Source organism: Leifsonia sp. YAF41 (genome assembly GCF_052113185.1).
In the GTDB taxonomy this organism is placed as follows: domain Bacteria; phylum Actinomycetota; class Actinomycetes; order Actinomycetales; family Microbacteriaceae; genus Cryobacterium.
This window is the reverse complement of the sequence record NZ_JBFRCS010000006.1, coordinates 97,028-109,627: the sequence shown is the minus strand read 5'-3', so window position 1 is coordinate 109,627 and position 12,600 is coordinate 97,028. Positions and strand designations below refer to the sequence as shown.

Here is a 12,600-nt window from a genome sequence, read left to right as displayed (position 1 = left end):
TCACTCACATTAAGTGCGACATCCGGCAGCCAGGCAACGTCAGTTGTCACGGCCACCGGATGTCAACCGTAGCAAGGAGCGGTTACTCTCCGTCGACCGGGCGAATTTCCTCGGCCAGTGTGTGTCCGCGACGGCGGGCGTCCCGGCTCGCCTTGATGAGGCTCGCGATCGTGGCCACCGCCATCGATACAAGGATCACCGCCAGCGACGTCCAGGTGTCGATCTCCGGCGCCCACTCGATTCCCTGTCCACCGTTGATGAACGGCAGCTCATTGGTGTGCATGGCGTGGAAGACGAGCTTGACTCCGATGAAGAACAGAATGAACGCAATGCCGTACTTGAGGTACTCCAGACGGTCGAGCAGACCGCCGAGCAGGAAGTAGAGCTGGCGCAGTCCCATCAGGGCGAACACGTTGGCCGTGAACACAATGAATGGGCTGGTCGTGATACCGAAGATCGCCGGAATGGAGTCCAGGGCGAAGATGAGGTCGGTTGTACCGATCGCGATGAACACGATGATCATCGGCGTGAAGATCTTCTTGCCGTCGACGAGAGTGCGAACCTTTGCGCCGTCGAACGACGGGGAGATGTTGATGTGGCGGCGCAGGTAGCGGATGACGCCGTTCTCGGCCTCCTCGACGTCTTCTTCCTTCGACAGCGCCTGGTGCACAGCGGTGTAGAGCAGGAAGGCGCCGAAGATGTAGAAGATCCAGCTGAAGTTCTCAATCAGCTGCGCGCCGAGCAGGATGAAAATACCGCGCAGCACGAGCGCGATGATGATGCCCACCATCAGCACTTCCTGCTGGTATTTCCGGGGAACAGAGAACCTCGCCATGATGATGACGAACACGAAGAGGTTGTCAATCGAGAGGCTGTACTCAGTGATCCAACCGGCGAGGAACTGACCCGCGAATTCGCCGCCGGCGAAGATCAGCATCAGCAGAGCGAAGACAAGAGCGAGGCCCACGTAGAAGGCGACCCAGAGGCTCGCCTCCTTCATCGAGGGGACGTGCGGTCGTTTGTACACGATCAAGAGATCGGCGACCAAGATCAAGGTCAGAACGACAAGGGATCCGATTTCAAACCAGATCGGGAGAGCAAGTTCCACGGGGGGCCTTTCAGCGGTCGGGGTGCGGGCAGCACAAATCCCGAAAGTCTCTCCCGCACCGAAAAACGGTGCCACCGCGTCCGGAGCTACAGCGGTGCAGCCCGTATTGACGATCGCGGCGTAGAGCCTGGATCAGGCTCAGAGGGATACTCCCCTTCGCAAGAGAAAACTCTACCGGATCGCCGGACCAAGGGTGATTCCAGGATCCCCCTCGTGGGACCGGCCGACAAGCCGCAGAACAAAAAAGAACCCCCGAATCCTTGAAGAATCAAGGTTTCGGGGGTTCTGTATTGGTGACCCCAGCGGGATTCGAACCCGCGTTACCGCCGTGAGAGGGCGATGTCCTAGGCCGCTAAACGATGGGGCCGTTTTGCAACTCATTGAGTATGTCATAGGTTCCGCAGCAGGATCAAATTGAGCGATTCAGACGTACACGCGGAGGGCTCCCGGCACAATGTCGACCTGCACGGGGAGGGCCCCGACGCGTTCCCCGTCGGCATAGGCGACGACCCCGTCCGCGTCGATCCGCACGCTCCGGCACCGCGTCAATTCAACCTTCGGATGCTGCGTATGCGTTCCGGAGAATACTTTCGGGAAGACGCGAAGAAACGCCACGCGGGACAGGGGTTTTACGATGAACAGATCAAGCAATCCATCGTCGATTTGCGCGTCGGGAGCGATTTTCATGCCCCCTCCGATCGACACATTGTTCGCAACGGAAATCAACATCGCGCGTCGCTCGCTGGCAACACCGTCAACGGTCAGCCGGTATGAAATCGGACGAAAAGTGAGCAGCTCACGAAGAATTGCGAATGTGTAGCGGCTCTTCCCCCTCGGGCGTGTCATTTGGTTTGCACGTTCGTTGACGATGGCATCGAAGCCCGCGGAGAGCGCTCCGGCGAACCAGGTGGTCAGTTCGCCATGCCGAATTCGGGCGGCGTCGATGACGCGGGGCTCTCGTTCCAGCCCCTCGAGAAGGTGAATGATCGATTCCTCGACATCCTGCGTCGGAATCCCCAGCCCTCGAGCCAGATCGTTGCCGGTGCCGCACGCCACAATCGCCAAGGGCAGCGGCGTGCCTGCCGCAATGTTCGTGCCGAGACTCACCATCCCGTCTCCCCCGACGACGACGAGCACGTCGATGCCGGCTGCGACGCGCTCTTCGACACGGAGGCGTAACAACTCGATGTTCGCCTCTTCAAGGGCGAACACCTCGTGACCGATGGCGCGAAGTTCATCGACGACACGGGGTCCGACATCACGGCGATGACCGAATGAGGCTTGCGGATTAATCGCCACGGCGATACGGAGGGCGAGCACAGGCATAGAGGAGATTATGGCGGCTGCGCGGACCACCGATGTGCCACGCGGTCACCCATGACGCCCCCGGATGACGTGTCGGCGCCCCCGATTGTTGCAAAGAAGCGGCGGGGGGTGTTGGCTCGACCCATGCATCTCACCAAGCTTGAACATGCCGCGTTGATCCTCGAACTCTCCGGTCAGAAGCTGTACGTCGATCCCGGGTCGTTCACCACACCGTTGACCGACACCGCACATGCAGTGGGGATCGTCATCACCCACGAGCACGCGGACCATTGGACGCCGGAGCAGATCGAGCGCATTCTCGAGTTGAGTCCCGACGCCACGATCTACGGTCCGGCCGGCGTCGCGGCGGCAAGCACCGACCACCCGGTGACGGTGGTCGCGGCCGGTGACACCGTTGAAGTCGGACCGTTCACACTGCGATTCTTTGGCGGCAAGCACGCCGTCATCCATTCCTCGATCCCGGTGGTCGACAACGTCGGTGTGCTGGTCAACGATGAGCTCTACTACGCCGGAGACTCATTCACGATTCCGGAGGGCGTCGCGGTCGGCACGCTCGCGGTTCCGGCCGGCGCACCCTGGTTGAAGATCAGCGAGGTCATCGACTACGTACTCGCGGTGAAACCGCGGCGCAGCTTTCCCACCCATGAGATGGTGCTCTCCCGGGCCGGCAAGAGCCTTTCGAATGCGCGGATTCAAGCCGCAACCGAGCAGGGTGGCGGCGAGTTCTTTGCTCTCGAGCCGAATGACTCGCTCGACCTCTAGCGGTGATTGAGCCTGTCGAAATCACACGACCAGCTCCAGAGACCAGGTCACCGGGTCATTTCGACAGGCTCAGTACATCGCTCGACAAGCTCGACCATCGGAGTTTCCGCGGCTGCGCGGTGTCCTGATTCGATCCGCTGCCCCCAGAACGTGCCGCCGATGATCAGGGCAGCACCGACAAGGCCGATGAGCCCGAGGGTCTCGGCACCGAGACTCACCCCGACGAGCACCGCCCAAATCGGTTCGGTCCCCATCAGCAGGCTGGCGCGCGCTGCTGAGGTGCGTTGCACTGCCCACAACTGAGCGAGAAACGCGAAGACACTGCAGGCGAGCCCGAGGTAGAGCACGCCAAGCCATTCAGCGACACCGAAGTCGATCGCCGCTCGGACGAATCCCGGCACATCCAGAGCGACGAAGATCGTCGTGCCGACCAGCATCTGCACCAGCGTGATCGTGATCACGCTGAACGAATGGGAGCGAGTGAGTCGACCGAGCATTGTCACGTGGAAGGCCCGCACGCCCGCCGCGGCCAGCACGAGCAGATCACCGATGTTGGGGGTCTGAAACCCATTCCCAGAGACCAGCAGTGCAACGCCGACCACGGCGATCACTGCGGCGATGAAGAAGGGACGCGGCAGCCAATTGCGCGCCACCACCGATTCCAGAATCGGCGTGAAGATGATGGTCAAACTGATGATGAGTCCGGCGTTCGTCGCCGATGTCACCGACACCCCGGCCGTTTCCAGCAGCAGGATCGACGCTTGGGTCAGCCCGAGAATCCCGCCGACCGCCCATTCGCGACGAGTCGGCAGTGCTCCGCGCATGACGAGCCACACGGCCAGCAGGGCGACGAAGGCCACAGCGAATCGGAGGCCGAGCACCACCATCACACTCGCCTGCTCGGTGAGCTCCTTGGCGGCCAGGTAACTTCCGCCCCACACCACCGCGACGAGGATGAGCACGAGGTCGATGCGACGAGCGGAGATGCGGGAGATGACGTTCACACGCTCCATCGTGACAGTCATTTTAGTGAAGAAAAACTACTCCTTACTGAACCCTACGTTTAGCATTCCCTTATGGATCTGCATCAGTTGATGATTCTGCGGGAACTCGGCGAACGCGGCAGCGTCACCGCCGTTGCGCGTGCGCTGTTGGTGACGCCCAGCGCGGTCTCCCAACATCTGAGCGCTTTGCAGCGGGATGTCGCGGTCAGGTTGACGGAGAAACGTGGCAGGACACTCGTGCTCACCCCAGCCGGAGAGGCCCTGGCCCGGGCAGCGGTGGGCGTTTCCATCGCGATGGCCGATGCCGAGCGTGCGGTTCACGCTTTTCGCGAGGACCCCGTCACCCCGGTCTCGGTCGCGGCATTCCACAGCGCGGGCTTCGCGTGGTTCGGCGCCCTGATCGAGGCTCTCGCCGCCCACAACTCTCCCCCGGTCAGCGTGAGCGACGAAGACCTTCCCCTGTCTGATTTCTCGGCGCTCGTTGCCGACTACGACCTTGTCATCGCTCACCGCATCGACCATGAGCAGCGTTGGCCCGACCACCTCGCCGTGACACCACTGCTCTACGAGCCGTTCGATGTCGCAGTTCCGCGCGGACATCCACTCGCGACGCGCACCTCCCTCAGCGTCGCCGATGTAGCAGGCGAGAAGTGGATCAGCCCGCATCGTGGCTTTCCCGTCGCGGGCGCGCTCGATGTCGTTGCGATGGCGGCCGGGTGCCCGCTCTCCATTGGGCATCGAATCAACGAGTTCTTTGTGGCCGGTCGCGTTGTCGCATCCGGAGGCGGCCTTGCGCTGATGCCGCGCTACACATTGATGCCGGGTCCCGATGCAGGCTACGTACTTCTCCCCTTCAGCTCGCTTCGAATCGGGCGTCAGATCGACGTACTCAGCCGACCGGAGACGTTGCTGCGCGCATCGGTGCGCACGGTGCTCGACACACTCATCACCGTCGCTCATTCGAAGCGTCCTGAGCCAGATGGCGATTCGGCTCGCTCCCCCGTTGCTTAGAGCCGGGTCAACCCGTTGCTGAAGATGACAACACCGATCACCAGCATGATCACGATCGATACCGTGCGATTGTTTCGCTCCAACCAGCTGCGGATCTGAATCAAGCGGGGTTCCATCCGTGTCGGCGAGGCGAGGGTGAGAATCACGGGGATCGAGACCGTCACAGAGGCGACGAGGGTGTAGATGAGGATGACGATTGACCCGGAGGCGACGTTCAGATTGTCGGCGGTGATCGAGACCCCGACTGCGGCGCTGAGGAGCAATGCTTTCGGGCGCAGGTTGAGGCCGATCGCGAGCCCGAACGCCGAGAACGGGCCGATTGAACTCACCGCGCGCAGCCACCGTGGCAGCGAGTCGGTGGGAGGCCGGCCCAGGGCCTTTCTCCACGAGACGATTGAAAAAACGATGAGGGCAATCCCGACGACCATCAAAACAATTGCGATACCGAGGTCTGCTTTTCGCACGATGCTTTTCGGAATCAGGTTGGCGAACACGACAAAGGCTGTCGCAACGCCCGCCAATCCAATCAACCATCCGATCAGAAAGGGAATGGCCGATCGATTGCGATTCGGAGAGAGCAGGATCAGGATGATCACGGTGATCGGCACTGAGCTGAGCGCGACGGCTACCGCAATGGGAAGAATGTGACCCACAGCCTGCAACATCGGCCGGCCTCTCTTCGTCATGTGTGGTGTCGCCAGTGAGCTGAATCTACTCACATGACGCGATTCTGACAGATCGCCGCCCGGAGGAACAGGCACAACGAGTTCGTTGGGGAAACCGTGTCGTTGGCATTCGACACCGGCGAAGGCCACCCGCTCTGGATGAGAGAAAATCCAACGGAATTTCCCGGGCTCGGTAATACTGGTGCTGCGACTTCCGGAAAACCGGATGTTCACCTTCGCAGAGAACGGCGCAGGCAATGAGACGTAAGCGAAGTTCCGACAGCACCGACGTTGCCGTCAGCGTGCCAGAGGGGCCAGTACGGGCGCCGTCAGCTGGCTTCCCGCGTGGGACGATCCTTCTCATCGGCCTCGCGGCTGCGACCGTGACGGCGATCGGCATCGGCGGTATCAAGGGCATCCTCGCACCGGTGTTGTTGACGCTGATTCTGAGCATCTGTGCCCATCCGGTGCGGACCGGTCTCGAAAAGCGCGGCGTACCGCATGGGCTGGCCACGGGTTCAGTCATCCTCGTGGTCTTCCTGCTCCTCGCCGGGTTTGCTTACACGCTCATCATCGCTTTCGCGCAGTTCGTTGACATGCTCCCCCAATACTCGGACCAATTCGCCGAGATCGGCAAGAGCATCGGTGCTTGGCTTCAAAGTATCGGGATCAGTCAGAAGCAAGTTGAGACGGTGGAATCGAGTTTCGATCCGAGCTCCATCGTGAACTTCTTCAGCGGCCTTCTGGGCAGCGTTTTCAGCATCACCGGGGCCCTGGTCATCATCTTGACGATGCTCATTCTGATGAGTGCTGACGCCGTGTATGTACCGACGATTCTGCGGCAGCTCCGCCCCAGCCGACCTGACCTGGTCAATGCACTCACCGGCTACGCGACGAATGTACGTCGCTACATGGTCGTGACGACCGTTCTCGGCGCCGTGCAGGGCGCGCTCAACACCATCGCGCTCGTGATCATGGGTGTACCCGCCGCGCTTCTCTGGGGCCTGCTTGCCTTTCTCTGCAGCTTCATACCCAACGTCGGCTATTTCTTCGCCCTCATTCCGCCAATCATTTTCGGCTTTTTGGTGGGCGGATGGCCGACAGTCGTCGCGGTCATCGTCGTCTACGGCATCATCAATGCAGTCGTTCAATCAATCATCCAGCCGCGCGTAGTCGGGAATGCCGTTGCACTCAGCCAGACGCTGACCTTCTTCTCGGTCTTGTTCTGGGCCGTGATCATCGGACCGATCGGCGCCATCCTCGCAATCCCCCTCACGCTGATGGGCCGGATGGTGCTGATCGATGCGAACCCCAGCGCCCAGTGGATCAGCCCGGCCATCGGCGCGACCGCCGAAACGCGCACGATCATGAAGTCAGACGATGCCGCGAAGAAACAGGAACGACAAGCCAAACGGGGCGCCCACGGGGCGTCGCCCCCAGGCGATCCCGAGCCAGACGGCGAGTAAAGGCGCAGGTGGCCTCGGCATGATTGCCGATATCGGTCAATAATGATCCACAGCCAGACGATCGGGGACGACATGCCAGAGTCAGACCAAGACGAGCTTCTGCGTCGCCTCAGCGAACTTGAAGCCGAGAACCGCGACCTTCGCGTGCGCACCGCTTTGCTCGCCGAATCGGGAGCGTCGACCTCGGCGCGCGCACCGCACAAACGGCCCTGGGGCTGGACCGTGCTGGCGACAGTGCTCATCGTGCTCGGAGCGATCCTGGCTCCTGTGGCAATCGTCGCGACCTGGGCTCAGGTTACGCTGACCGACACCGAGAGGTTTGTCGCCACCTACGCCCCTCTTGCCGAAGAGGCGGCAGTTCAGGCCTACGTCACCGACGAAGTCGTCACGATCATCAACGATCGTGTCGACATTCCGGCGATCACCTCAGATGTGATCGACGGGATCACATCGCTCGGGACGGGGCCGGCAGCGACGAAGGCGCTCGACGCTCTGAAAGGTCCTGCAGCGGCGGGGCTGCAGTCGCTGATTCAAAACCGGGTGGCAAAGTTCGTCAGTTCAGAGACGTTCGCCACTGTGTGGGAGCAAGCGCTGCGCATCACCCACAAACAGTTCGTTGCGACAATGCAGGGAAACCCCCAGGCGGCAGTGGCCATCGGCTCTGATGGATCTATCGGCGTGCAACTCGCCCCCATCATCGAAGCCGTGAAGTCGGCCCTCGTCGAGCAGGGCATTACCATTGCCGAACAAATTCCGACGATCAACCGCACCATTACCGTTGCTCAGTCGGATTCCATCCCGACGGTGCAGCTCGGTTACTCCTTGGCCGTCGCCGCCGGTGCGTGGCTCTCCTGGGTCGCCCTCGGGTTGCTCGCCGCGGGCGTGTTGGTCGCACGCCGCAAGAGCCGCGCCTTGATCTGGGCCGCGGTTGCATTGGCGATCACCTCGGGGCTCGCCGTAGCGGCCTTTGCCATCGGACAGGGTGTGTTCATCACCTCGGTCAGCCCGTCGCTGTTGCCCAGCGACGTAGCCGGCATTCTCTACGCCACGGTCATCGGGGCGATGCAGGACACCGCCGTCGCCGTGCTGACACTCGCACTTGTCGTCGCCATCGTCGGCTGGCTGGCCGGCCCGTTCGACACACCACGCAAATTGAGGGGCTTCGTCTCGGCGGGAACGGCGTCACTACGCAATGCGGCGGCACGACGCGGTTTGACGACCGGGCGTTTCGGTGAGGCGCTCTACGCCCAGCGCGTGCTGATCCATGCCGCGATCGCGGTCATCGCGGCCGCCGTCATCGTGTTCGTGCGACCGATATCGATCTCATTGATTCTCTGGACGCTCGTCATCGCGCTGATCGTGCTCGCGCTCGTTGAGCTCCTCCAGCGGCCGCCGGCACCGGAGTCGGATTCAGGCCCTGAGCCGTCCGACTCGGATCTGGCTTCTCCTCCGCCCGGAGCGCCTCAGCCAGCGGAAACGTCTCAACCATSGGAAGCGTCTCCGCCGACCGAGGCGTCAACCGCCGATGCCGACGGCACGCCGACAGAGGTACTCGACGCAAAGAGGTAGAGCAATCGACCGCGGTCGCCCTCAGACGACGAGATCCGAGTCCGAGACGACAGCGGTTTCCTCGGCCGACGAGCGCTCCCGGCGACGCGACAGAGTCGCTCGTCCGGCCTTGGCGAGTTCCATCAGGATCGGAATTCCGGAAACGAGAACAATTCCGATGATGAAGTATTCGGCATACTGAGCGACGAACTCGATCTGTCCGAGGAAGAATCCGATCAAGGTCAGTCCGACGCCCCAGAGGAACGCGCCGATGAGGTTGAAGCTCACGAAAGTTCGGTAGCTCATCCGGCCAACACCCGCCGCGACGGGGACGAAGGCGCGGAAGACGGGGAGGAATCGGGCCATAACGATGGCCTTTCCACCGTGCTTTTCGAAAAACGCATTGGTTCGTTCGACGTTCTCCGGGTTGAAGAAACGGCTCCGCTCGCGCTTGAATACCGCGGGCCCCGCCTTGCGTCCGATGTAGTACGCCAGTTGGTCGCCGGCGAATGCCGCGACGAAAATCACTGCGGCGGTCACCCAGATCGGGAAATCGACGACGCCGGTCGCTGTGAGCAGCCCCACGGTGAAGAGTAGGGAGTCGCCCGGCAGAAACGAGAGGACGATGAAGCCGGTCTCAATGAAGACGACGCTGGCCACGCCCAGAAGAATGAACGGACCGAACCAGCGGATCAGCCAGTCGGCGTCGAGGAATTCGAGTCCCGGAATGCTCGTAAACATGGAGAAGGTAGTTTCCCTTGCGGTTGGTGGGCTGGCCACGAGCAGCGCCGAAATTCGAGAGTGGCCCGTAGGATCGGCGCCACACGGCGCCTACATGCGAAAAACCCGCGTGATTACGCGGAAGTCTGTGGGCAGTTTACCAACTGCCCTGCGCTGATCTGGGCCTGTTCGCACTCACACGGGCGGCTCCCAGCACTTTCCTACCCGGCGAGGCGGCGGCTAGTCCGGCGATGATCTCGTCTCACCACTGCGCGACACGATCCCACGAGCTGAGTCCCGATGACTTCCGCTGCTCCAGTGTCAGCGGGGGTTATCCCCACCGCGCAGGTGTGGGTCAGGTGGATGGCTGGGCCCCGGCCCAGCCGAAAGACTGGTGGCATGCCTGCAATCCGACTGCGCCGCCCGCGCGCCACCCTCGTCGTTGTTGCTGCACTCGCGGCAGCTGCCCTCGCGGTGACCGTCGGCCTGAGTGCCTGCAGCCGGTTCTCCGGCGGCGGAACAATCTCCACGATCGGCTCCGTCGACTTCGAGAGGCCGCTCATCATCCCTCCCCGTGCTGAGTCCACCCTTGACTCGCAGGGCAGACGAGTCTTCGAGCTTGACGCGACGGCAGGAACCAGCCAGTTCGTCGACGGCAAAAACACCACGACGTGGGGCTTCAACGGGGCATACCTCGGCCCCACGCTCGTCGCCCAACGTGGCGAGGAGGTCGTGGTGAATGTGCGCAACGACCTCTCCGAGCCGACGACCGTGCACTGGCACGGCATGCATCTGCCGGCGGCCATGGACGGCGGCCCCCACCAGATGGTGCAGCCCGGTGCGAGATGGTCGCCGCAGTGGACCATCGACCAACCGGCGGCGACGCTCTGGTATCACCCGCATCCGCACGGCGAGACCGAGAAGCATGTCTCGATGGGCCTGGCGGGCATGTTCATCCTGCACGACGATGCCGAGGCCGCTCTGCCGCTCCCGCGAACCTATGGTGTCGACGACATCCCCGTGATCGTGCAGGACGTGCGTTTTGACGCAGCTGGCGAGTTCGTCACGTCGACGCGCGGCTTCGTCGGCCCCATCGGCAACCAGTTGCTCGTGAACGGCACCGTTGGACCCTATCTTGACGTGACCACGGATGTCGTGCGCTTGCGCCTGCTCAATGCGTCGCCGGCTCGCATCTACGATTTCGCGTTTGTCGATGGACGCGACTTTGCACTGATCGGTACCGACGGCGGGCTGCTTGAATCGCCTTACGCTACCCCGAGCATCCAGTTGTCACCCGGAGAGCGCGCTGAGATTCTTGTCTCGATGACCCCGGGTGAGACGGTGACATTGCAATCATTGCCGCCCGACCTCGGGATCGACGCGGCGGTGTCAGGAATGAACGCCGGAGCCGACAGCTTCGATGTGCTGGAGCTCCGGGCGAACTCCACTCTCGCCAGCATCGGAACCATTCCCCCTGCACTGGTGCCGATGGAGCGGCTCGACCCGGCACGTGCAACGGTCGAGCGCACGTTCAGTCTTGATGGCTTTCAGATCAATGGCACGAGCATGCAAATGGACCGTATCGACGAGGTCGTTGAGCTGAACTCGACGGAGATCTGGACCGTGCGCAATGACATGGACATGCCGCACTCATTTCACGTTCACGATGTGCAGTTCGAGGTGCTCACGATCGATGGCACGTCGCCCGGCCCGGAACTCGCCGGCTGGAAGGACACGATCTACCTGCGGCCGGGGAGTGAGTACCGCATCATCATGCGTTTCGAGGACTACAGCGATCCGACCGTGCCCTATATGTACCACTGCCATCTGCTCTGGCATGAGGATCAGGGGATGATGGGCCAATTCGTCGTGGTCAAGCCGGGCGAGCGGGCGAGCCTCCCACCGGGCACGGGCCACGACCACTAACGGACCGATGTGCCGACGACTCGGCCGGGAAGAAACGGGTCCAGAAAACGCTCGCGCGTTCCTGACCCAACTATCCCTCACCTGAACTGAGGAGCACTCGTAGCTGTGATTCGGACGAACTGCCACGAGTGAGATTGAGCGTCGTTCCCGAATTGAAATGGTCAATGACGCGCGGATCGACATAACTCGTGCGGGCGATTGCTGGCGTGTTTCCCAGAACGAATGCCGCCTCACGCATCGCCTCGGCCAGAGCGGTCGCTCGTGCGCGCCGGGTGTGTTCCGGACCATGCTTTGCCAAACTGATGGCGGCTGCGGTCGTGCCGTGGAGCGTCCGGAAGTCTTTCGAAGTGAAATCGCCGCCGGCTACCGCACGAACGTATTCGTTGATTTCTGCGGCCGACAGCCCATGCCATCCTGAATCGTTCTTCCAGGCCAGGAGCGGGGCCGCGGGACCCCGGCGTTTCCGAGCTCGCACGAACGCGGCGAGGTCGGCGTCGTCAATCTCGCTCTGCCACGGCTGCCCGCTCTTGCCGGGAAACGACAGGGAGACGACGTTCGCGTGCGTCGACGCGTGTGCACACAACAAAGTGGAGATTCCGCGACTTCCGTATGCCAGAGCGTATTGTTCGTTGCCGATACGCAAGGATCCGACATCCAACATTCTGAATGCGGCGGCCAGCGCGCGTTCCCGGGTGGTGCCGCCCGCTCGCAACGTGCGCGTTATGTGACCTCGAACTCTCGGAAGCACTGCGGCGAGATCAAGTGCCCGCTCGAACTTGATCCGATCTTTGTGTTCACGCCAGCCGGGGTGGTACAGGTACTGCCGTCGTCCTGCGGCGTCGATTCCCGTCGCCTGAATATGTCCATTCGCATGAGGCGCTATCCATACTGCGGTCCATGCGGGTGGAATCGCCAGCCCATCAAATCGCGCCCGGAGAGACCGGTCGCGCACGGTCGCCCCGGTCGGATCTCTATAGCTGAATCCCCGGCCAGACCGTACTCGAGCAAAGGCGTGAACCGAAGTATTACTGCGCCGGAGTCGTGTCACCCCGGGCCCCATGTTC

General features: G+C 62.1%; 11 protein-coding genes and 1 tRNA gene. 5 read left to right on the top strand and 7 right to left on the bottom strand.

Annotated elements, in window-relative coordinates:
• Positions 1–82: 82 nt before the first annotated feature.
• From AB4Y63_RS07400 to AB4Y63_RS07390, 3 genes are all read right to left on the bottom strand, one after another.
• Positions 83–1,108: a TerC family protein gene (locus AB4Y63_RS07400; protein WP_441790406.1), complete on the bottom strand. Its 1,026-nt coding sequence runs from the start codon at positions 1,106–1,108 to the stop codon at positions 83–85.
• Between the two features lie 291 nt (positions 1,109–1,399).
• A tRNA-Glu gene (locus tag AB4Y63_RS07395) sits at positions 1,400–1,475 on the bottom strand.
• Between the two features lie 56 nt (positions 1,476–1,531).
• A complete protein-coding gene (locus tag AB4Y63_RS07390; protein WP_441790405.1) occupies positions 1,532–2,434 on the bottom strand; it encodes a diacylglycerol/lipid kinase family protein in 903 nt (300 codons plus the stop codon).
• 123 nt (positions 2,435–2,557) lie between these two features.
• Here AB4Y63_RS07390 and AB4Y63_RS07385 point away from each other — a divergent pair, with 123 nt between their 5' ends.
• Positions 2,558–3,196, top strand: coding sequence for an MBL fold metallo-hydrolase (locus AB4Y63_RS07385; RefSeq protein WP_441790404.1), 639 nt, complete (start codon positions 2,558–2,560; stop codon positions 3,194–3,196).
• A gap of 47 nt (positions 3,197–3,243) precedes the next feature.
• Here the strand turns inward: AB4Y63_RS07385 and AB4Y63_RS07380 are convergent, their stop codons facing one another.
• Positions 3,244–4,209, bottom strand: a complete 966-nt coding sequence (locus AB4Y63_RS07380) for a DMT family transporter (RefSeq protein WP_441790403.1) — start codon at positions 4,207–4,209, stop codon at positions 3,244–3,246.
• Between the two features lie 63 nt (positions 4,210–4,272).
• Between AB4Y63_RS07380 and AB4Y63_RS07375 the strand changes: the two genes are divergently transcribed.
• Positions 4,273–5,211 carry a LysR family transcriptional regulator gene (locus AB4Y63_RS07375; protein ID WP_441790402.1) on the top strand — a complete coding sequence of 313 codons (939 nt, stop codon included), beginning with the start codon at positions 4,273–4,275 and terminating at the stop codon, positions 5,209–5,211.
• On the opposite strand, the gene AB4Y63_RS07370 is transcribed toward AB4Y63_RS07375, so the two are convergent.
• Positions 5,208–5,897 (bottom strand): GAP family protein, encoded by a 690-nt coding sequence (locus AB4Y63_RS07370; RefSeq protein WP_441790401.1) that lies wholly within the window; start codon positions 5,895–5,897, stop codon positions 5,208–5,210. The genes AB4Y63_RS07375 and AB4Y63_RS07370 overlap by 4 nt on opposite strands.
• A gap of 236 nt (positions 5,898–6,133) precedes the next feature.
• On the opposite strand from AB4Y63_RS07370, the gene AB4Y63_RS07365 reads away from it, so the two are divergent.
• Together AB4Y63_RS07365 and AB4Y63_RS07360 are read left to right on the top strand one after the other, a co-directional pair.
• The gene (locus tag AB4Y63_RS07365; RefSeq protein WP_441790400.1) at positions 6,134–7,342 is read left to right on the top strand and encodes an AI-2E family transporter; all 1,209 of its coding nucleotides are present in this window, start codon (positions 6,134–6,136) and stop codon (positions 7,340–7,342) included.
• 72 nt (positions 7,343–7,414) lie between these two features.
• Positions 7,415–8,911 carry a hypothetical protein gene (locus AB4Y63_RS07360; RefSeq protein WP_441790399.1) on the top strand — a complete coding sequence of 499 codons (1,497 nt, stop codon included), beginning with the start codon at positions 7,415–7,417 and terminating at the stop codon, positions 8,909–8,911.
• 21 nt (positions 8,912–8,932) lie between these two features.
• On the opposite strand, the gene AB4Y63_RS07355 is transcribed toward AB4Y63_RS07360, so the two are convergent.
• A complete protein-coding gene (locus AB4Y63_RS07355) occupies positions 8,933–9,631 on the bottom strand; it encodes a DedA family protein (protein WP_441790398.1) in 699 nt (232 codons plus the stop codon).
• Positions 9,632–10,009: 378 nt separating this feature from the next.
• On the opposite strand from AB4Y63_RS07355, the gene AB4Y63_RS07350 reads away from it, so the two are divergent.
• Positions 10,010–11,536, top strand: coding sequence for a multicopper oxidase family protein (locus AB4Y63_RS07350; protein ID WP_441790397.1), 1,527 nt, complete (start codon positions 10,010–10,012; stop codon positions 11,534–11,536).
• A gap of 70 nt (positions 11,537–11,606) precedes the next feature.
• Here the strand turns inward: AB4Y63_RS07350 and AB4Y63_RS07345 are convergent, their stop codons facing one another.
• Positions 11,607–12,596: a DNA topoisomerase IB gene (locus AB4Y63_RS07345; protein ID WP_441790396.1), complete on the bottom strand. Its 990-nt coding sequence runs from the start codon at positions 12,594–12,596 to the stop codon at positions 11,607–11,609.
• Positions 12,597–12,600: the final 4 nt, after the last annotated feature.

Excerpts from the sequence above, each read along its gene's own strand:
- AB4Y63_RS07390 (WP_441790405.1), bottom strand. The coding sequence starts at position 2,434 with ATGCCTGTGCTCGCCCTCCGTATCGCCGTGGCGATTAATCCGCAAGCC.
- AB4Y63_RS07385 (WP_441790404.1), top strand. The coding sequence starts at position 2,558 with ATGCATCTCACCAAGCTTGAACATGCCGCGTTGATCCTCGAACTCTCC.
- AB4Y63_RS07380 (WP_441790403.1), bottom strand. The coding sequence starts at position 4,209 with ATGGAGCGTGTGAACGTCATCTCCCGCATCTCCGCTCGTCGCATCGAC.
- AB4Y63_RS07375 (WP_441790402.1), top strand. The coding sequence starts at position 4,273 with ATGGATCTGCATCAGTTGATGATTCTGCGGGAACTCGGCGAACGCGGC.
- AB4Y63_RS07370 (WP_441790401.1), bottom strand. The coding sequence starts at position 5,897 with ATGACGAAGAGAGGCCGGCCGATGTTGCAGGCTGTGGGTCACATTCTT.
- AB4Y63_RS07365 (WP_441790400.1), top strand. The coding sequence starts at position 6,134 with ATGAGACGTAAGCGAAGTTCCGACAGCACCGACGTTGCCGTCAGCGTG.
- AB4Y63_RS07355 (WP_441790398.1), bottom strand. The coding sequence starts at position 9,631 with ATGTTTACGAGCATTCCGGGACTCGAATTCCTCGACGCCGACTGGCTG.
- AB4Y63_RS07350 (WP_441790397.1), top strand. The coding sequence starts at position 10,010 with ATGCCTGCAATCCGACTGCGCCGCCCGCGCGCCACCCTCGTCGTTGTT.
- AB4Y63_RS07345 (WP_441790396.1), bottom strand. The coding sequence starts at position 12,596 with ATGGGGCCCGGGGTGACACGACTCCGGCGCAGTAATACTTCGGTTCAC.